The 20,194-nt window shown below is 44.7% G+C and carries 16 protein-coding genes; 12 read left to right on the top strand and 4 right to left on the bottom strand.

The genetic code is table 11. The features are described 5' to 3' along the window. Positions 1 to 36: 36 nt before the first annotated feature. The 4 genes from LSG25_RS14435 to LSG25_RS14420 are packed head-to-tail and all read right to left on the bottom strand — an operon-like array spanning position 37 to position 4,226. Positions 37 to 867 (bottom strand): phytanoyl-CoA dioxygenase family protein, encoded by an 831-nt coding sequence (locus LSG25_RS14435; protein WP_232741608.1) that lies wholly within the window; start codon positions 865 to 867, stop codon positions 37 to 39. Next, positions 864 to 1,853: a glycosyltransferase family 2 protein gene (locus LSG25_RS14430; RefSeq protein WP_232741607.1), complete on the bottom strand. Its 990-nt coding sequence runs from the start codon at positions 1,851 to 1,853 to the stop codon at positions 864 to 866. The genes LSG25_RS14435 and LSG25_RS14430 overlap by 4 nt, the downstream gene beginning before the upstream one ends. Further along, a complete protein-coding gene (locus LSG25_RS14425) occupies positions 1,850 to 2,545 on the bottom strand; it encodes a WbqC family protein (protein WP_232741606.1) in 696 nt (231 codons plus the stop codon). The genes LSG25_RS14430 and LSG25_RS14425 overlap by 4 nt, the downstream gene beginning before the upstream one ends. 37 nt (positions 2,546 to 2,582) lie before the next feature. Beyond that, positions 2,583 to 4,226 carry a hypothetical protein gene (locus tag LSG25_RS14420; protein WP_232741605.1) on the bottom strand — a complete coding sequence of 548 codons (1,644 nt, stop codon included), beginning with the start codon at positions 4,224 to 4,226 and terminating at the stop codon, positions 2,583 to 2,585. A gap of 540 nt (positions 4,227 to 4,766) precedes the next feature. On the opposite strand from LSG25_RS14420, the gene LSG25_RS14415 reads away from it, so the two are divergent. The 12 genes from LSG25_RS14415 (at position 4,767) to LSG25_RS14360 (ending at position 20,125) form a co-directional block, all read left to right on the top strand. Next, positions 4,767 to 7,052, top strand: coding sequence for a hypothetical protein (locus LSG25_RS14415; RefSeq protein ID WP_232741604.1), 2,286 nt, complete (start codon positions 4,767 to 4,769; stop codon positions 7,050 to 7,052). A 154-nt stretch (positions 7,053 to 7,206) separates the two neighbouring features. Further along, the gene (locus tag LSG25_RS14410) at positions 7,207 to 8,460 is read left to right on the top strand and encodes an O-antigen translocase (RefSeq protein ID WP_232741603.1); all 1,254 of its coding nucleotides are present in this window, start codon (positions 7,207 to 7,209) and stop codon (positions 8,458 to 8,460) included. Next, on the top strand, positions 8,457 to 9,665 hold the full coding sequence (locus LSG25_RS14405; RefSeq protein WP_232741602.1) for a glycosyltransferase family 4 protein: 1,209 nt from the start codon (positions 8,457 to 8,459) through the stop codon (positions 9,663 to 9,665). The genes LSG25_RS14410 and LSG25_RS14405 overlap by 4 nt, the downstream gene beginning before the upstream one ends. Positions 9,666 to 9,686: 21 nt before the next feature. After that, positions 9,687 to 10,970 carry a hypothetical protein gene (locus LSG25_RS14400; protein WP_232741601.1) on the top strand — a complete coding sequence of 428 codons (1,284 nt, stop codon included), beginning with the start codon at positions 9,687 to 9,689 and terminating at the stop codon, positions 10,968 to 10,970. 45 nt (positions 10,971 to 11,015) lie between these two features. Next, complete coding sequence (locus LSG25_RS14395) at positions 11,016 to 12,050, top strand: polysaccharide biosynthesis protein (protein ID WP_232741600.1); 1,035 nt, start codon at positions 11,016 to 11,018, stop codon at positions 12,048 to 12,050. Between the two features lie 3 nt (positions 12,051 to 12,053). Then, positions 12,054 to 13,160 carry a capsular polysaccharide biosynthesis protein CapF gene (locus LSG25_RS14390; protein WP_232741599.1) on the top strand — a complete coding sequence of 369 codons (1,107 nt, stop codon included), beginning with the start codon at positions 12,054 to 12,056 and terminating at the stop codon, positions 13,158 to 13,160. Position 13,161: 1 nt separating this feature from the next. Next, entirely contained in the window at positions 13,162 to 14,292 is a 1,131-nt protein-coding gene (wecB, locus tag LSG25_RS14385; protein ID WP_232741598.1) for a non-hydrolyzing UDP-N-acetylglucosamine 2-epimerase, read from the top strand. 4 nt (positions 14,293 to 14,296) lie between these two features. Further along, entirely contained in the window at positions 14,297 to 15,532 is a 1,236-nt protein-coding gene (locus tag LSG25_RS14380) for a glycosyltransferase family 4 protein (RefSeq protein WP_232741597.1), read from the top strand. Continuing rightward, positions 15,529 to 16,134, top strand: a complete 606-nt coding sequence (locus tag LSG25_RS14375) for a sugar transferase (RefSeq protein WP_232741596.1) — start codon at positions 15,529 to 15,531, stop codon at positions 16,132 to 16,134. Before LSG25_RS14380 ends, LSG25_RS14375 begins: the two co-directional genes overlap by 4 nt. Before the next feature lie 2 nt (positions 16,135 to 16,136). Continuing rightward, a complete protein-coding gene (locus LSG25_RS14370; RefSeq protein WP_232744706.1) occupies positions 16,137 to 16,790 on the top strand; it encodes an acetyltransferase in 654 nt (217 codons plus the stop codon). A 96-nt stretch (positions 16,791 to 16,886) separates the two neighbouring features. Continuing rightward, entirely contained in the window at positions 16,887 to 18,062 is a 1,176-nt protein-coding gene (locus LSG25_RS14365) for a DegT/DnrJ/EryC1/StrS aminotransferase family protein (RefSeq protein ID WP_232741595.1), read from the top strand. A 227-nt stretch (positions 18,063 to 18,289) separates the two neighbouring features. Beyond that, complete coding sequence (locus LSG25_RS14360) at positions 18,290 to 20,125, top strand: nucleoside-diphosphate sugar epimerase/dehydratase (RefSeq protein ID WP_232741594.1); 1,836 nt, start codon at positions 18,290 to 18,292, stop codon at positions 20,123 to 20,125. The last annotated feature ends 69 nt before the right edge of the window (positions 20,126 to 20,194 follow it).

Here is a 20,194-nt window from a genome sequence, read left to right as displayed (position 1 = left end):
TATGTCTGATTCGGTGTTCAAGATTGTGGGGTGGGTTCAGTTGTTCAACTTGGCACGTAATGGCCTGTCTGTAATGAATTCTTCAATGGTTCGTGGGCTTTCATAGCGAAACCCTAAAAGATCTTTGGCCGCTTCGTCCAAGCTAGCTGCTTCCTCTCTTAATGCGGAAGGAATAAGTATTTGCTGTTTGATATACGGTATCGTATAAACATGGTTCACCGCGCGCCTCGGAGTTTGTGTCGTGTTTTTGCCGCCGCGATGGTAGGTCATGCCGTCGATGATAATAAACGAGCCTGCAGGCGCTGCCACTTGAATAGCATTTTTTGCCACGTACTCGTCTGAGGGGAAGGCATTTTGCTTGTGGCTAGCTGGCAATACGTACGTTGCACCATTCTGTGCAGTGAAGTCGTCTACGCAATAAAGAGCATTAATAATGATGGGGCGTGTGCTGACGAAGTGCTGATAAGGCAGGTCACGGTGCCATGCGCCTTGATTATATCGGCTACCGACAGGATTAATAATTCCGTTTTGTTGATTCAGGATGAATTTTCCGTAGATAAGTTTGGAAATAATGGCAATAAGATTTTTGTTTGTGGCCAAATATAAAAAACTGGAATTAAAAGCAAGTGGGAGGCGAATCGTATTATGCTCGTCTCGGTCGTTAAGAAATGCTGTTCCAAATCGATGTTGATACGCGGCATACACAATATCGAATTTCGTAGCTAATTGCTGAGCATTTTCGTCAGAAATACCGGGGTTTATAACTGCGTAGCCTAGGTTTCTTATCTCCTCCACAATGCGGTCGGAGTCATCAACGGTTGGACTTCTTTCAATAATTCCGTAGCTTGGGATGACGCTTGTGCTCATGCTGCTGTCTCGCTCGGACCAATTTCTTTAGATGGGCTGGGGATGTCAGCCCCTGTCGCGCCAAGGTGGTTTCTATATATTTGCTTAACAATCGTGTAAGGGCGGCGTTTAGTTTCCGAGAAAATTTTTGATAGGTAAATGCCGACAATTCCGATAAATGAGATGATCAACCCGCCCAAAAACCATATTGAAGCCATCACGGATGTCCAACCACTTAAAGGCTTGGCAAAAAATGTCCAATGAATCAAAAGATAAGCAATGTACCCACCAGCCACGCACAAAATAGTGATACCAATATAGAAGATAGCAATTAAAGGTGCATTACTAAATGAGGTAATAGAGTTCACTAGTAATGACATTTTTTTTCTGAAGGTATATGTTGTATCGCTATGATTATGCTTTTTGATAAGTTGAGGCCGTTGGTCAAAGCCTGTAATCAACCATAGCCCTGCGATTACGACTTCTCGTTCCGTGTGTAAAAGTAATGCATTCACATAACGTCGTGTCATGAGCCGAGCGGTGACGGTATTCTCGGGTAATGTTAATCCCGACAACAGTTTAAACATGCGATAGAACCATTGTCCGCTCCACCGTTCAAAAAAATTGCCTTTGCGTTGCTCTTGGATGCCGTACACCACATCACAACCTTCACTAGAGAGCTTTTCGGCAAACTGAGGCAGCCATTCTGGCTCCTCCTCAAGGTCGCAATCAATTAGAAATACTTGCTCTCCACATGTATGTGCCAAGCCAGTCATCATTGCCTTGTGATGACCAAAGTTGCGCGATAAATCGACGAGGACAATGCGGGGATCGCTCTGCGCTAGAGTAATGGCGCGTTCCAAGCTATTATCCAGCGACCCGTCATTTACTAAAACAATTTCGTAGTCATCACCTACCAACAGCTCGGCAGCCGCGCTTGCGCGACGATAAAATTCGTCGATATGAGGTGCTGATTGATATAGGGTGGTGACGATAGATAACTTCATGGCCTGACATGTTTCATATAATGTGAAGTGTCCTTGCCGCAGTTAAACAGTAGATCGAGAATAGTAACGCCATGTACAAACGCACCCCAGAGTTGATGATATTCAGGATAGCCTGAGTAATCGAACCAAGTCAGCTTTATGTCCATGTCCATAAATACGTTCTCGTCAATGTAATCCCGTGCTGCGGGGCCTGAGATGTATTCAGTCCCCCCCGCTTGGGCGCATAAATCGGCCAGACGTTCTGTTTTTCCTTCAACTAGTGTGTAATCCCAAGAATTGCTAATTTTAGTAGTAATGCCTAGGTAACTACATACCGTCTCGATCAGGTTGCGGTTAAGTGCTGACAAATGGGTGTAGGTGTGTTCTAGGTAGAGTGGTTCGAGCAGCGTGGCTACTTCTTCGAAATGGGGTGCCTGGTGATAATTTTGAGACAGCGACTTCCAATGCGATTTTGCCCAGTCGGAGTCATCTATTTCGGTTTCGCGAATAGTTTGATTGTATTTGCCTTTTACCCGGACGGGGATCGTAAGCCACTGGACCCCTTGTGGGGTTTTAATCTGATTGCGGTTGCGCCAATCGCGGCGGGTGTACTGCATGTCGTCGTAGAGAATAAATTCGTCTACGGCTGCGATCATGTCAAAGTAGCCCTTCCATGGGATGTAATTGGATTGAAGAATGGCGACTTTTTTCATAGCCTTTTCGCTGAGTAAGTAACTGTATCGTGACCAATCATTGTTGGCCCATCAAATTAATACAACAATAACCACCGAGTTCGATGGTTTTTAGCGTTTTGAGTTGTGATGGCATATAAGTACAGCGTGCAATTATTGCAGGGCTAGCCATCTTTTTTAGGAATGGCAGAAGTTTACCATTTGCCAAGTCAACACCGAATCCCGGCTCAGAGATATAAAGTACGTGGATTGGATTGCGTAGCTCAGTAAATGCGAAATAAGTCATGTGGTCAACGACAAGGTTTTTTGCATTATCGCCGGATACTCCGCATGCCTTGGCTAGATTTCGTATCGTCGATATATGTTCTTTTGTGTTAAAAACTGGGATCGACAACGGCTGGTTCTTTATGTCTGCGGCCAAGGTTTGTGAGTTAATAATCATGGTAGGCAAATATTGGGAGGCAAGAATACCCATGGATGTGCTTGCGCAGATCACTGCTAAAAAAAATAGAGGCTGTATTTTATGCAGCTTCCCGTCTAGCTTTAAGGAGTACAGACAAATTAGAAGCAGGATTGTTGATATTGGAACAGCCTGGGTTGCTCCGTAAAAGTTCCATGTATTATAGAAGAAAGCAGTTCCTATTGATCCGAATAAAATCAATATTCCGAGCCAAAGCGCTGAGGTTAGTTGTCTTAGGTATAATTTATATGCGAATAGTATAAGTATAAATATATGACTTCCAAAAATTAGCATATTATATATATATATTATGCTTGTATTAATTATTCTTTCTAATGATGATAGATGCCCCTGTCCCGGTAGCCATCCTGATTGATATGATGGTTGAAATGTTATATGGTGAATTATTTGTGCTGGTGCATTGTAAATGTTTGATATGCCACGAACAAAAAATTCTATGGGGCTCTGAAAGAGTAAATTTAAAGGAATGACATTGTATGCGAAGATTTTTCCAATTCCGGGCGCATCTTGGCAATGACTTAATAGGCTGCTATTTTTGAAACTTTGATAAGCAAATGCAGTAATTAAAAAAAATAAAATAAAGCGTAATAGCTTTGGCTTTCTTTGAGTTATATGGAAAGCGGAGAAAATAATGACAGGTGTGAAGAAAATTGCCTTTGGATGCGCATATAATAAGCAAGAAACAATAAGTAAAAATAGAATGATAAAAATAGAATAGTAATTTTTTAAAAAATAATCCCGCCAAAAAAGACACGACAAGCATAGGAATAGCAAAGATGTTGTGACTATCTGTTCGGAGCGCGATAGAATTAAAAGATATGGCATAACACCTATGGCACTAAGCGCCATTAACGCCGAAATAATATATATGGCCATACTTGTTTCTTTTGTTTTTTTATGTACCCAGTATGCAATGCCAAAAAACCACAAGAGGGCAAATAATATGCCGCTTACTCTGATCCCTAAGGGCCCCAAACCACCATAGACGAGAGAGTATATTATGGCAGCTGGATAGAATAACGGAGAAATAGGTTGGTCTAATGATGTGGAGCATTGTGGGAAAAATGACAAGGCATGAGCGTTGTCGGCGAAAAATCGTGCTAGCCCCCATTTAGTCACTACTTCATCGGAATACACTGGTAGATATAGGCCGCTTAGTAAAACGCATAAGAATAAGAAGATGAAAAGGTAAGAGGAAAATGAAATGATTTTTTTTGTCATATACTGCCCGAGGCATACCTGAATAACTACCCAATTAATGACTGTAATTCGGAAAGGGCGTAAAACGCACAAGATGCATGCGCTATTTCTGGCTCAGTGCGTCGTTAACGCGATGTGTCGTAATTCTTGACGTGGAAATTCTATTTTTGATGAAGGATTGGTAGCTTTTTTCTCTAATAAGTTCTTTGCGTAATGCCATATGTGGTATTGAACTTGTCATTGTGCCCCCGTCATTCGTTAATTTGCCCGGCTTTCCGAGGTGACTTCCATAAGTCGGATATTATAGGCCTTGTCACGTTGTTTGGATCAGAACGAGACCGCGTGGGTGGCATAGTTGTGGCTTTTATATATACATTGTGGCTGTTAGTCGGAGCCACCGTAGCCGGAATAGTTGCCTGACGCTAGGTGATGTTGTTTGGCGTTTTTATTTGGCTGCGAATCGGATCGATAATAAAAGTACGCTTGAGAATGTTTACGACGTAAATGGACGCTGAGTTTTGTACCATTGTGGTGATTGCGATAATTTAAGAAGAGGTAGGTGTGACGGCTACATATTTAAAGCGATTTAATGGATGTTTCGAAAGCTATAGCTGCGTTATTCTGATTTATACCATTTTATTTTTGTTCATCGCATCACCATTTTTGTTTTTGGGTGATGTGGTTTCTCCATATAATCAGTGTTCAGACTTCGGCTATCCAAGTACTTGTGACGTTGGCACTCGTGTTGAACATAAGGGTTTGACAGATCACCCCTCGTTTTATGTCCCAGAAGTTTATCAACAATTGCAGGGAAAGCGTTCAGGATGGATCGGTCTCTGGACTGATCAAAATGAACTCGGGCGCCCCCTAAGCCATTTGGCGGGGTTCAGCCGTGCTTATTTTCCCAGTTGGGTTATTTCTTGGTTTACCGTAAATCCATGGGTATTTATAACTATTCTCAGTTTGGCCATGGCGTATTTGGCTGGACTATTTATTGTGCTTCTTGCCAGAGAGAATAGCTTGCACCCTCTCGCCGGTTTAGTGGGAGGGGTAGCATTCGGCTTATCACCGAATATGTTGCTTTGGCTTATATTTCCCATGTATATAGGAGGATGGTGTTGGGCGGCAGGAGCTTTATGGGGAGGGGTGCGACTCCTTAAAAGAAAAGATATGCTAGGTTGGTTCGTGCTGGCTTTCTCCATCTATAGTTTACCGCTAATCTCGTATCCGCAATACATAGTTTTTCATGCTTGGATAATCGCAGCCTTCTTCTCTATTTTTCTTTTTCGGCGACGTACTATTCTTGCATGGAAGGATATTGTACTGCTTTGCACTGCAATTTCTTTAGGTGCGATTCTTTCTGTTCCTGTTCTTGTTGATCTCGTACGCGTTGTTGCTGACTCCAACCAGGGGGTAAAGGGTATTAGCTTTTTTACTATGTATCTTCAGGGAATGAACTATTGGGTTGATGCCTACAGGTTTATGGTATTTGTCACTCAGCCAGATTTCTTTGGGAATTACGCAGACGGTTTATTTAAATACCCCTCTTATGGCTATAGGATTACTGTATTAATAGTCTTTTTTGGATTATTAGGTATTTTTGGTGCCTTTCGTCGGACGTATATTTGGCTGATCGGGACTATTCTGTGTGTAGTATTAACTTTTTCGTACTCAATGTATGGGTTTGGAGTGAAATATCTTGGCTTTAATTTAAATCCGATATTACCAATCGCAATTTCAACTTTACCTTTAGCTATTATTTCGATGTATGGCGCCGACGTGCTGATGTCGCTTAAAACCAGATCGTTTAGGCGTACTTTATTTGGTATGGCAACAGTGGGGGCAATATCTTCCATTTTTGCGAGTGTTTATTATGCATATTCTTATGATTTACCCTTGCGGTGGGAAATGGTTTTCTATACGGTCGTTATGCTTGGTTTGTTTTGTATTTCTATTAAGTACGGCCCAGTTACGCTGATCCTTGGCTTGAGTTTGGTGGTAATTGTTACATCATTTCCTGTAATGTATAGGCAAAGCTCGACTTCTATTCTAAATTCTTCTCCTTTAGTAGATGCAATTCGTGAGGGACTTTCGGGGGGCGGTCGGTACATGATACAAAGTCCAGGATATGGTCTGAAGCTGCTTCCTCCCAATCTCAACGCGAGACTGGGGATTGCAACCGTACATAATTCCAACTCGTTGGCATCTCAACGTTATCAAACGTGGCTTGAAACTATGGGAGAGCCAAAGGAATGGAAGGGAGGCCGGAACTCTTCTTTATCCCCAGACTATGGCGGTGCGATGTTTTGGATGAGTAACATTGCTTTAATTCTTTCACCCAAACGATTGGAACATGATAATTTAACGTATTTAGAGACGGTGCAAGGAGTTCAGTTATACAAGGTAAATAATCGAATGGGGGGGGCGATATTAGCGGATATTCCATTTGATAAGAGCGGCAACGGGAAAGTAAATTTTACTGGTCCGGAATCAGTAAGCCATCTTAAATGCACCCCTGTTGAAGATAAAGGGGATTTGAAGGAGTATGTTTTCCCTCCACAAAAAACATCATCAATATTTATATTAAGTCAAAAATTCTATCGAGACTGGAAGGCCATGGTTTACCGCTCGTCGCAATGGCAGCAGGTGGAGACGTTAGAGGTTAATGGCGTATTTCAAGGCGCTATTGTTCCTAAAGGGGCTTCGCGAGTTCGATTTGAGTTTCAACCTTATGTTCGATACTCTTTTATAGGGCATATAATTTGGATTCTGCTTGGTGCCTTTACTTTGTACGGACTGATTCGTCGGCTTCCTTTTCATCGTACTGTAAGCCTCTTCACAAAATAGCATCTTTTGTGAGTGGAATTTCTACAAAGACCTGCTCCTATTTATAGAGACTCCTAAACTTGAGAAGTTACTGTGTACGTGCGCTAGAATCACCAGATAAAAATTTGATTGGCTTGTTTTTGCCCGATATCAATTCACCTGTGAGGAGTGATGTTTGCATAGGCTAAAAGCAGCATTGCACTTTGCGTCCTCCACGCTTGTCAAGATTGCAGCTGGGCTTTTCGTGATTAAGTTTTTGGCCTGGAAGCTTGGCCCTGATGGTTTTGGGCTTTTGGGCCAACTGATGACTTTAGTGGCCATCACGGGAATGCTGGCAGGCGGTGGCATTGGGAATGGATTAATCAAGGCTCTATCACAATCCCCGGCGAACACTCGGGAAGGTGGTATTTGGGTATCAACGGCATTCACGCTGGCTGTTCTATTTGCGACAGTAATTGCATCCATGTTGATTATGTTTTCTCCTGCAATATCCAAAGGATTTTTAGGTGGAAATTTTGCGACGGTGATTATATTTTTATCATTATCGCAAGTATTTATTGGTTTCGGTGTTTTAATACAAGCTGAGGCGAGTAGTCGTGGCGATAGTAGTCTATTTGCTACTATTAATATAATTGGCACTCTATTAGGTTCAATAATCCTTGCCGGTGCTGTTGTCTTATCTGGGCTTCATGGTGCAGCATATGGGGTAACTGTGACCCCCGTCTTGACAGGGATAGTAGCAATTTTTTTTGTGGTTCGTAAACATCGTCACCTATTACGATATTGCAAACTGAGGTTCGATTTTGAAAGAATGCGGTTTTTGCTTTCATTTTCAAGCTTAACGCTCATGGGAGCTATTTCCGTGCCTGTAGCGCAAATGTTAATTCGGAATTCCATAGGTCAACATATTGGATGGAATCAAGCAGGGTTGTGGCAAGGCGTTATAAAAATATCCGACGTATATATGCAGTTTGTCGGTGTTATATTAATTAATTACGCACTGCCGAGGCTAGCGGCGCTAGCTGAAATACGCCAATCTTTGGCTGAATTAAGAGTAATTTTATCGTGGCTTTTAGTGACTTTATTATTCGGTTTTTTCTGTATTTATGTATTTCGTTATTGGGTAATTAAGTTACTTTTTTCTCAGGCATTTCTGCCGATGGCAGATTATTTCCTACCGCAGATGTTAGGTGATCTACTCCGGACAACTGCTGCAGCAATTTCATTTATGTTTATATCAAAGGGGCTTGTCAAAATTGCCTTTGTATTTGAAGCATCTCAGGGCCTTCTTCTTTTCGGGACATTTAAGATCTTTGAAGGCTCGACAGGAGGAATGGCTCCCTTTTACGCTCATGTTTCTACGTATTTTATAGCTACAGTTGCTATGGTTTCGGCTTTGGTCATTTGGGCGAAGATGCAACAAAAATGAATATTCTAATACTTTGCACGAAATTTTCGTTAGACGAGAATGATGCGTGGCTGACTAATGAACTTGCAGATGCCTTTCAGCATCAAGGCCATCAAACTAGCGTAATAGTTGTTGATTGGGGCGCTACCTTTGGTCGATCTGCCGCTGATTTCAAATCCACAAGCGGTGTTGATGTTAACGTGATTCCGGCGGTAAATGTGTCGTTCCCTGTGCCTTTCGTGTCGAAGGCAATGAAGTGGATTTTTTCGTCTTTTGCGGCTTATCGAAAATTGCATCAAAAATTGAAGAAAGAGAAACCGGATCTGGTAATTACGTTTTCGCCATCTGTCACGATGGCGTTTCCCATACTTGCCATGGCGGTATTGCGACACAAAAAAAAATTCCTTATCCAATGGGATTTTTTCCCTTACCACCATAAACAGATAGGTTTGTTGTCTTCGAGATTCGTATTTAGTATTGCGAAGAAGGCAGAGGAGTTGTTGATTCGCCGTTTCGACGCCATCGGCTGCATGTCGCAGCGAAACGTTGACTACCTGCGCAGCCATTATCGCTTGAGAAGCCGTCAGAAGGTCGCGATCCTTCCTGTCTGGGGAAGAGGGGCTTCGATTCCAGATGTGGATCGTGATGCGATTCGTGCTCGCTATGGTTTGCCAGAGATTCGGCCTTTAGCCGTTTTCGGTGGGCAGCTTGCTGTAGGCCGGGGCCTGGAGGATCTTCTAGCTGCCGCCAACTTAAGTGAACGGTTGTGCTCTAATATTGTTTTTGTCGTGATTGGTAGTGGGCCACTAGGGTCGTTGCTTACGGATTATTTGGAGAAGGGCCATTCAAACGTAGTATGGATCCCTCGCGTTCCACGCATTGAGTACCTTCAGGTTATCAAAGCATGCGATCTTGCTCTTGTGTGTACGGTAAGAAATGTAGATGTGCCGAGTTTTCCGTCGAAAACAATCGATTATTTGAGGGCTGGGCTACCGATTGTGGCTTCAGTAGAAAAAACAACTGATTATGGCGACTATATAGTTTCGAAAGGGGTCGGTTTGAGCGTCGAGGCGGGTCATCCAGATCAACTATATGCTGAAATAGAACGTCTTCTTCATGATGAAAAGCAGATGCTGTCTATGAAAAGACAGGGCCCTCATTTGTTTATGAGTGAGATGGAGGTTGAGCACGTAGCCAAGCGATTATTGCAATTAGTGGCTGATTAGGTAGGCGCTGCTTGAGAAATTATGAATATTGCTTTTAAAAAAATAAAATATGCGCCAATTATGATTGGCATAGCATATCTGCTGTTTACCGTTTTATTATTCTTTGTTGGGCCATTTGATTGGCCTATCAAGAATTCAGATACGCTTTCTCTGTTTTTGGCTTCATGCTTTTTGGCACTGATATTAGGTTTTTGGCTTGGAGTGTATAAAAGCGAGCAGCAGAAATCATTTGACTCCTGGAAATTCTACTTTCGACTAGGAGCGGTTGCTAGCGTTGCATTGCTCTTTCCCTCCACGTATGCATATACAGGCAAATGGCCATGGGAAATCTTTAGTGTTATAGGTAATCAAGGTACTGCGTACGGCGAGATGTTAGCGGCGTTGGCGGCAAATGAATCAGGTATCCGAGCCTACGTAGCGCTAGCTCGTGGGTTATTCGCTCCGTTTGTTTTTTGTGTAATTCCACTTGGAATTTTAAACTGGAAAAAATTAAACTATATTGATGTTTTTCTGCTTGGCGCGCATCTATTTGCCATATTGATTTTTTCTTTTATGCGTGGAACAGATCGTGAAACGGGGGATTTGGTATTTTTTGTTTTCGCTACAATTATATTGGTAATATGCAGACGGATTGTTAATCGTGGCCGCCTTTCTTTTAAGCTCTCGCAATTTATTATCTGGCCATTGTTGTTGAGTATTATCTTTCTTTCAGCGTTGTCACTTTTTATTGATAGGAAAGAGTCCCGTATGGGAGGGACAGAGGCTTTTTGTATTGCCGAAGGAGTTGTTTGTTCAGCTCATGATCCAAATGCGAGCTCGTTTGAGCGTAAGAGCATGTTTGGCATAGAAATGATATCTGCGTATTTGTCTCAAGGGTATTATGGCTTGTCGCTTGCACTCAATGAAGATTTCACTTCAACTTTTGGCTTAGGGCATTCTGCCTTTTTAACTAATGTTTTTACAAAAGCGGTTGATGATTCTATCTATGAACGTAGTTATTTATACAAGGAAAGGGCAGTAGGATGGGATGACAGATCTCAGTGGTCTACCATCTTCCCATGGATAGCGAGCGATGTTGGTTTTCCAGTTGTGCCATTTGTAATATGCGGCATAGGCTTTTTATGGGGCGCGGCGTGGAGAAGTGCTGTATGTGGGAAGAACGATACTGCTGTTCTTGTTTATTTATTTTTGTGTTTGCTTGTGGTTTACATTCCTGCAAATAATCAACTGACACAAACTTTTGACTCATATTTTTCGTTTCTGTTTTGGCTTATATTTTGGGCCTTTCAGCGCACCCGTAAATAAGATTTTTAACCTCATCTTAATAGGTGAGATGAAAAGGGGGTATTAATGTTTAGTGGTAATAATCTTCTTATCACCGGCGGAACAGGTTCTTTTGGTAATGCGGTTCTTAAACGCTTTCTTAACACGGATATCGCTGAAATTCGTATCTTCAGTCGTGATGAAAAAAAGCAGGATGATATGCGTAAACGATACGTCAATTCGAAACTGAAGTTCTATATTGGTGACGTTCGTGATTATCAAAGCGTGCTCAATGCAACACGCGGTGTAGATTATATTTTTCACGCAGCTGCGCTTAAGCAAGTTCCTTCTTGCGAGTTTCATCCCATGGAAGCGGTCAAGACTAATGTTCTGGGAACCGAAAATGTTCTTGAGGCGGCGGTGTTGAATGGTGTTAAGCGGGTTGTATGCCTAAGCACTGATAAGGCGGTGTACCCCATTAATGCCATGGGAATTTCCAAAGCTATGATGGAAAAGGTCATGGTGGCCAAGTCTCGTAACGTCGATGACCGAAAAACGGTTATTTGCGGCACCCGTTATGGCAATGTCATGGCCTCGCGTGGTTCGGTGATACCGCTTTTTATCGAGCAAATCCGTGTCGGGCAGGCCTTAACCATCACCGATCCTAATATGACGCGTTTCATGATGACGTTGGCGGATGCGGTTGATTTGGTGATTTATGCTTTCGAGCATGGCAATAATGGTGATCTTTTTGTGCAAAAAGCGCCGGCGGCAACTGTTGAGATTTTGGCTAGGGCCTTGACTCGCATATTAAAAAAACCGCAACACCCGATTCAGATAATCGGCACACGTCATGGCGAAAAGCTGTACGAGGCCTTGCTTAGCCGCGAAGAAATGGCCTGTGCGGAAGATCGGGGGGAGTATTTTCGCGTACCTCCAGACTTGCGCGATCTGAATTACGGCAAATATGTGGAACAGGGGGAAGAAAGAATTTCCCGTAGCGAAGACTACAATTCGCACAATACCGAGCGCTTGGATATTGATGGCATGGAGCGCCTGCTTCTCAAGTTGGACTTCATGCGTGCCATTCAGCGCGGCGAAAACGCGACGCCCGAGGAGTAAGTAATGAAAGTATTGGTTACAGGAGCCAACGGATTTGTTGGCAAGAATCTTGTTGCCCATTTAGCTGAGCGCAAAGATATAGAGGTGCTTCGTTTTACGCGTGAAGACGATGTGTCGCTATTGCGGGATTTGGTTTCCAGATCGGATTTCGTGTTTCATTTAGCTGGTGTCAATCGGCCACAAAATGCGGAAGAATTTAAGCTGGGCAATACGAATCTGACTCGTGTCCTGTGCGAGGCAGTCGCGGCCCAAGGCAAGCCTGTGCCGGTTTTATATACCTCGTCTACACAGGCGGAGCTGAGTAACCCCTATGGCGCCAGCAAGCGAGAGGCTGAAGAAGCGTTGTTGCAATTATCAACGACTCATGGTTCGCCTGTGCATTTGTTTCGATTACCCAATGTGTTCGGTAAATGGGCTCGTCCTAACTACAACTCGGCTGTTGCGACATTTTGTCACAACATTGCCCGCGACCTCCCTATTCAGGTCAACGATCCGGCCGCCATGGTTTCGTTGGTATACATCGACGATGTCATTACACAGTTTATGGCGGTGATGGAGGGGCTGGTAGTTGGTGATCCTTTTGTTAAGGTGGAGCCGCAATACACCATTAGTGTGGGGGGCCTGGCGTCGCAACTACATGCTTTTCACGATAGCCGTGACACCTTGTTGACGGATAGCGTTGGCACGGGTCTAGTACGTGCTTTATATTCCACTTATGTCAGTTATCTGCCGACGGACCGCTTTGCCTACGAGGTGCCTAAATATGGCGATCCGCGTGGTGTATTTGTCGAGATGCTCAAGACTCGCGATTCCGGCCAGTTTTCTTTTTTTACTGCCCATGCCGGGATAACGCGAGGCGGGCACTATCATCACTCCAAGACAGAAAAGTTCCTTGTCATCAAAGGTAAAGCCTGCTTTCGTTTTCGCCATATTGTTACGGGTGACTATCACGAGCTGTTTACTTCAGGCGAGAAGCCTGAAATAGTAGAAACCGTACCTGGTTGGACCCACGACATTACCAATGTGGGAGAAGATGAAATGGTTGTGATGCTTTGGGCCAACGAAATCTTTGACCGTGCCCATCCTGATACCTATGCGCGCCAAATTTAAAATGAAAAAACTGAAAGTAGTGACGGTTGTTGGAACTCGTCCGGAAATTATTCGGTTATCTCGTGTCATGGTGGCATTGGATCAATATTGTGATCATGTCCTGGTGCACACAGGGCAGAACTATGACTATGAGTTGAATGAAATTTTTTTTCAGGACCTAGGCATACGCAAGCCAGATCATTTTTTGAATGCTGCCGGTGCAAGTGGTGCTGAGACCATTGGTAAAGTGATTATTGCCGTCGATCAAGTATTGGCGGAGGTCAGGCCCGAAGCGTTGTTGGTATTGGGCGACACTAATAGCTGCATGGCTGTGATTCCGGCAAAACGCCGCAAAATCCCCACTTTTCATATGGAGGCTGGGAATCGTTGTTTCGATCAGCGCGTGCCCGAGGAAATCAACCGCCGCATTGTGGATCACACTGCTGATATCAATCTGACATACAGCAGTATCGCGCGCGAGTATTTGTTGCGGGAAGGCTTGCCGCCCGATATGGTTATCAAGACTGGTAGCCCTATGTTTGAAACGTTGAGCCATTATCGCGAAGGGATCGATTCTTCTGATGTATTGCGACGTTTGAATATAAAAGAGGGCGAGTTTTTTGTGGTCAGTGCGCATCGCGAAGAGAATATCGATTCGGATCAAAATTTTGCTAAGCTCACTGATGTGCTTAATACTATTGCCCAAGTCTATGGGCAGCCCGTGATTGTATCGACACATCCACGTACTCAAAAACGTGTCGATGCGCTTGGTGTGGAGTTTCACCCACTGGTGAATTTGCTTAAACCGCTGGGCTTTAAAGACTATAACAAGCTGCAAATGTCTTCTCGCGCTGTTTTGTCTGACAGCGGCACGATCAATGAGGAGTCTTCAATCCTCAATTTTCCCGCTTTGAATATTCGCGAGGCGCATGAACGCCCTGAGGGGATGGAAGAGGCTTCCGTCATGATGGTAGGGCTAGATGTTGAGCGCGTCATGCAGGCGTTGAGCATTTTGGCAGATCAACCGCGTGGTGCCGAACGTCTGTTGCGCCAAGTTGGCGACTACAGTATGCCGAATGTTTCCGACAAAGTGGTTCGAATCATTCACAGCTATACGGACTATGTAAACCGTGTAGTTTGGAAGAGGTATTGAAGAAGTGGCTACCCGTGTTCTTTTGTTGACTCAGTGGTTCGATCCCGAACCTACTTTTAAAGGACTGGTATTTGCGCGTGAGTTAGTGCGGCAAGGTTTTGACGTTGAGGTTATTACGGGTTTCCCCAATTATCCGCAGGGCAAGCTTTATCCTGGTTATAAAATAAGGCTGCTTCAGCGCGAGAAAATCGATGGGGTGGATATAACTCGTGTGCCTCTTTACCCAGGTCATGACTCGGGAGCGATCGGGCGTATTTTAAATTACATGAGCTTTGCCACGGCAGCCTTGTTCTATGGTTTGTTTTTCGCTAAACGCGCGCAAATTATTTATGCATACCATCCCCCACTGACAGTGGGAATCGCCGCAGCTCTAATACGTTTTTTTAGGCGTATTCCGGTTGTATATGATATTCAGGATATGTGGCCGGATACTTTGCGTGCCACGGGCATGTTTTCCAATGAGAAGGCGCTGAGGATTGTATCTGCTGTTTGCGGTTGGGTATATCGTAAGGTCGATCGGCTGGTTGTGTTGTCACCTGGCTTTAGGCGCCTGCTGATTGAGCGGGGAGTGCCTGAGAGCAAGATCGATGTAATCTACAACTGGTGCGCGGAAGACGCGTTGACGATGCCTGCGGGTTCCATACCGATGGAATTTCCTTCGAATGAAAAGTTTCGAATTTTATTCGCAGGAAATATGGGTAAGGCACAGGCCTTGAGCGCGGTCCTGGAGGCTGCTGAGCTGCTGCAAGCACAGGCCTCGAATGTCGTATTTGTGTTTTTGGGTGGAGGGCTTGAGGTTAAGAAGCTTAAGCAACTGGCCAAAGACAAATTACTCTTGAATGTTATTTTTATTCCACCGGTTCCTATGGCGGAAGTGGGTAGTTTGCTTGCTGCGGCCGATGCGCTGTTGGTGCATCTTAAAAAGGACCCTTTATTTAAAATCACTATTCCTTCCAAGACACAAGCGTATATGGCCGTTGGTAAGCCAATTTTGATGGCTGTGGATGGTGATGCCGCCAATCTGGTTATCGAAGGCGCATGTGGGAAAATAGCCGAATCTGAAAACCCATCCTCTATTGCCGATGCGGCGTCAGCCTTAATGGCATGTGGCGATCATGAGCGTGCCGTAATGGCGGAAAACGGCAGGCGGTTTTATAAGGAAAAACTGTCGCTAGCCGTCGGTGTTGCCCATTTTGGGAAAGTTTTCGCACGCTTGACGGAGAAGGACTTCAAGCCATGAAACGGTTTTTGGATATTCTTATATCCAGCCTTGCGCTAGTTATGTTTTCTCCAGTGATGGTTTTTATCGCTTGGCGGATTCGTCGCAAATTGGGCTCACCCGTATTATTTCGGCAGGTTCGCCCGGGCCTGAATGGAAAGCCCTTCAAGATGATCAAATTCCGCTCTATGCTTGAGGCTTGTGATACCGCAGGTAATATCCTGCCTGACTCAGAGCGCTTAACATCGTTTGGCCGTTTTTTGCGCGCAACCAGTATCGATGAATTACCCGAGTTGTGGAACGTATTGAAAGGGGATATGAGCCTGGTCGGTCCGCGCCCGCTCTTGATGGAGTATCTTTCTTTGTACACTCGGGAACAATATCGACGGCATGAGGTTCGTCCAGGAGTAACGGGGTGGGCCCAGATAAATGGTCGAAATGTTCTGAGCTGGGAGGAAAAATTCAGTCTAGATGTGTGGTATGTAGATAATCGATCATTTTGGTTGGATTTAAAGATTCTATTTTTGACTGTAAGAAAGGTTTTGATACGTGAGGGGATTAGTGCTACTGGTCAAGTGACTATGCATAAGTTTACTGGGTCGTCATCTGAGGAGAATAAATGAATATGCCAGTATTTGCCGTTTATGGGGCAAGTGGTTTCGGGCGTGAGGTTATGCCCTTTGTCCGTGATCAACTACATCAGCAAGGGATAGCCGCGACACAGTTGCTATTTGTGGACGACAATCTAAAAGTAGCCACAATAAACGGGCATCGCATATTGACATATGCTGAATTTCTTAGTTTGGAGGCTAGTCGGCGCTATATGGTGTTTGCAATTGCGAATAGTATAGTGCGCGAAAAATTGACAGCTCGTTGTTCGGATGATGGGGTTCAACCATTATCTGTAATGGCTGCTAATGTCATCGTTCTAGATAACGTACAAATAGGTGATGGGGTCATTCTTTGTCCATTTGTCAATCTTACGTCAAATATCCGGATAGGCCGTTATTTTCACGCAAATATATATAGCTATGTAGCGCATGATTGCGTAATTGGTGACTATGTAACTTTTGCTCCCGCAGTGAAATGTAATGGCAACGTATTGATCGAGGATCATGCATATATTGGTGCTGGAGCGGTAATCAAACAAGGGCAGCCGGGTAAACCTCTGGTGATTGGCCGTGGCGCGATTGTGGGGATGGGAGCTGTAGTAACAAAAGATGTACCAGCAGGGGGGACAGTTGTTGGTAATCCGGCGAAGCTATTTTCTAAAAACTAAAGCAACCCGTATGAGAGGGGTAAGAAGTTCGATATGCACTGTGATGCTTGTCTTCGTTGTCCGGGCATAGTGAAGTATTTTATTTAGGAAAATTTGATGTTAAATAGTCCGTTTTCGCCATGGCCGTCTTTCACTGAGGAAGAGGCTAACGCTGTTCGTGATGTGGTTCTGTCTAATAAGGTAAATTATTGGACAGGACAAGAATGTCGAGAGTTTGAGAAGGAATTTTCACTCTGGGTGGGAACTAGTTATTCGGTAGCTTTAGTTAATGGTACGGTGGCGCTAGATGTGGCTTTACATGCGCTTGGGATAGGGAGGGGAGATGAAGTGGTGGTCACGCCACGTACCTTTTTGGCTTCAGTGTCATGTATTGTCAACATCGGCGCGGTACCAGTATTTGCGGAGGTGGATCGAGATTCGCAGAATATCACCGCTGAAACGATTCGTGCTGTACTGACGCCGCGTACTCGCGCGGTGATTTGCGTGCACTTGGCAGGCTGGCCTTGCGATATGGATCCGATCATGGCCTTGGCTGACAAACACGGCTTGCTTGTCATTGAAGATTGTGCCCAGGCCCACGGTGCACGTTACAAGGGCCGTTCCGTTGGCTCTATTGGCCATATTGGGGCTTGGTCATTTTGCCAGGACAAGATCATGACCACAGGTGGCGAAGGTGGTATGGTCACTACCAATGATCGGGCTTTATGGAAAAGCATGTGGGCTTATAAGGATCATGGCAAGTCGTGGGATGCCGTTCATAGCAAGCAGCATCCACCCGGTTTTAGATGGTTGCACGAAGGCTTTGGCACGAATTGGCGTATGCTCGAAATGCAAGCGGTTATTGGCCGTATGCAGATCAAACGCATGTCACTATGGCATCAAAAGCGCTTACAGAACTGCAATAAAGTATGGAATGCAGCAAAATCATTGGCGGGCCTACGCGTACCTGTTGTGCCAGATGGAGTCGAGCACGCTGCGTACAAATGCTACGTGTTTGTGGAGCCCAAATTGCTGAAATCTGAGTGGTCTAGAGACCGAATTTTGCTGGAATTGAATAAGCGCGGAGTGCCGGCATATTCGGGTTCTTGTTCCGAGGTATATCTTGAAAAAGCGTTCGATAATACGGGATGGCGTCCCGTTGAGCGCTTGCCTGTGGCACGTGAATTAGGAGAGAACAGTTTGATGTTTTTAGTGCATCCTACGTTGTCTACAGAAGAAATTGATAAAACTTGTAAAGAATTGAACGAAATAATGGCCAAAGCAACAAATTAGTAAATAGTATGAAGTCTTCTATGCAATCAATCTGATGCAGTTTTTTGATTTATTCGTTGGCAGATAGTGTTAGGTGGTTAGCAATGAAAGGCCTGTGACATGCTAAGCGAGTTAAACGCCGATTAAAATGCAATTAGTCAGACTGTTATTTGTTTTAGGTTCCATCAAAGGTTGATGGGGTTTGCATAATCGCTCAAATAGTTAGTCTAAATGGATAGCCCATTGTTATGGTTATAAGCGTCGGGTTTCGCTCCGCCCTTGTTTTTTTGTTTGATTTGGCTGCCGTATTCGTCGCGTGGATCGGTGCTTTCTTAATTCGATTTAATTTTGACTGGCCGGTTGGATATGAACACTCCATTTGGTGGGGGGTTTTGCCACTACTGGTCGCACAACTAATAGCATGTCGCTGGGCTGCCTTGTATCGTGGAATGTGGGTGTTTGCGAGTCTCCCAGATTTAAAACGAGTATTAAAGGCTGTTTTTGTCTCGGCGACCGTGTTGTTGTTATTTACTGAGTTCGCACGCGACTATGTGTCGATTCCTCGATCAATTATTTTGCTGTATCCCTTATTGCTCTTGCTGATAATGGGCGGTGGGCGTGCAACTTGGCGCATATGGAAGGAACATCGTCTGTATGGTGATGTTCGTGGTAAGGGTAAGCCTGTTGTGGTTGTTGGGGCGGGCACGGCCGGGGCAATGTTAGTGCGCGAGCTGGCTAGAAGTTCGGATTGGCAGGTGGTTGCCTTGATGGACGATAATCGATCCAAGTGGGGGTTGGAGATTTCTGGCCGCCGAGTGGAAGGGGGATCTGAAAAACTGGCGGATATATTGGAGCGTTATAGCGCCAAGCATGTAATTTTGGCGATGCCGTCGGCAAAAGCCGAAGATCTCCAGCGAGTAACCAAAATTGCTACTCGAGCAGGTGCACACTTGTTCACTGTGCCTGGGCTAGGGGAATTAATGAGCGGGCGGGTTGCCATCAACATGATGCGTCCCGTCAGAATTCAAGATTTGCTTGGCCGTGAGTCGGTACATATTGATAACGATCATGTGCAAGCCATGTTAACGGGTAAACAGATCTTGGTAACCGGTGCGGGCGGGTCAATTGGTAGTGAGTTGTGTCGACAACTGTCACGGTTTTCACCGGCCTGTATCGTGTTATTTGAAGCTAGCGAATTTGCGCTATACATGATCGAGCAGTGGTTTACTGAGCATCGGCCTGAAATAAATATTATTCCGTTGGCTGGTGATGTCAAGGACAGCCAGCGCATGACACAGATTTTCACTACATGGAAACCTGATGTTGTATTTCATGCGGCAGCTTATAAGCATGTGCCGCTCATGGAGGTTGGCAACGCGTGGCAAGCTGTGCGCAATAATGTGCTGGGTACCTTGAATGTGGCTTTATGTGCGCAGCGCTTTGGAGCGGAACGTTTTGTTTTGATTTCTACTGACAAGGCGGTGAACCCAACAAATGTTATGGGTGCTACCAAACGTATGGCTGAAATGGTTTGCGAGGTATTGCACTGTCAGGGGCAGGGCACACGGTTTCAGATGGTGCGATTTGGCAATGTATTAGGCAGCACAGGAAGTGTCATACCCAAGTTTCAAGCACAAATTGCTCATGGAGGCCCTGTTACCGTCACTCATCCTGAAATCAATCGTTACTTTATGTCTATACCAGAGGCTGCTCAGTTGGTGCTGCAAGCGGCAGCGATGGGTAACGGGGGAGAGGTGTTTGTTTTGGATATGGGTGAGCCAGTTAAAATTGTGGATATGGCACGCAATATGATCCGTCTTTCTGGGTTTGATGAAGACGAAATTCGTATTGAATTTACAGGTCTGCGGCCAGGCGAAAAGCTTTATGAGGAACTATTGGCTGATTCAGAAGAAACGCTGGAAACGCCTCATGCCAAACTTCGCATTGCGCGTTCACGTCCAGTGCCAGAGGGCTTTTACTCTTATATACAAGAGTGGCTTGCAGAACCAGAGCCCGTATCTGATGATCAAGTTCGGATTGAATTGAAACGTTGGATTCCAGAATACGAGCCTATGAAAACGTAATGGCTTCGGTATTGTTTTTCATTTTTCGAGATAAGTAGGGCTGCAAGAAAAGTGGCTCCACTTTCGCAT

It is taken from the genome of Paralcaligenes sp. KSB-10 (genome assembly GCF_021266465.1).
Lineage (GTDB): Bacteria > Pseudomonadota > Gammaproteobacteria > Burkholderiales > Burkholderiaceae_B.
Note: the sequence above shows the minus strand (reverse complement) of the source record. Positions and strands in the feature narration are given on the sequence as shown.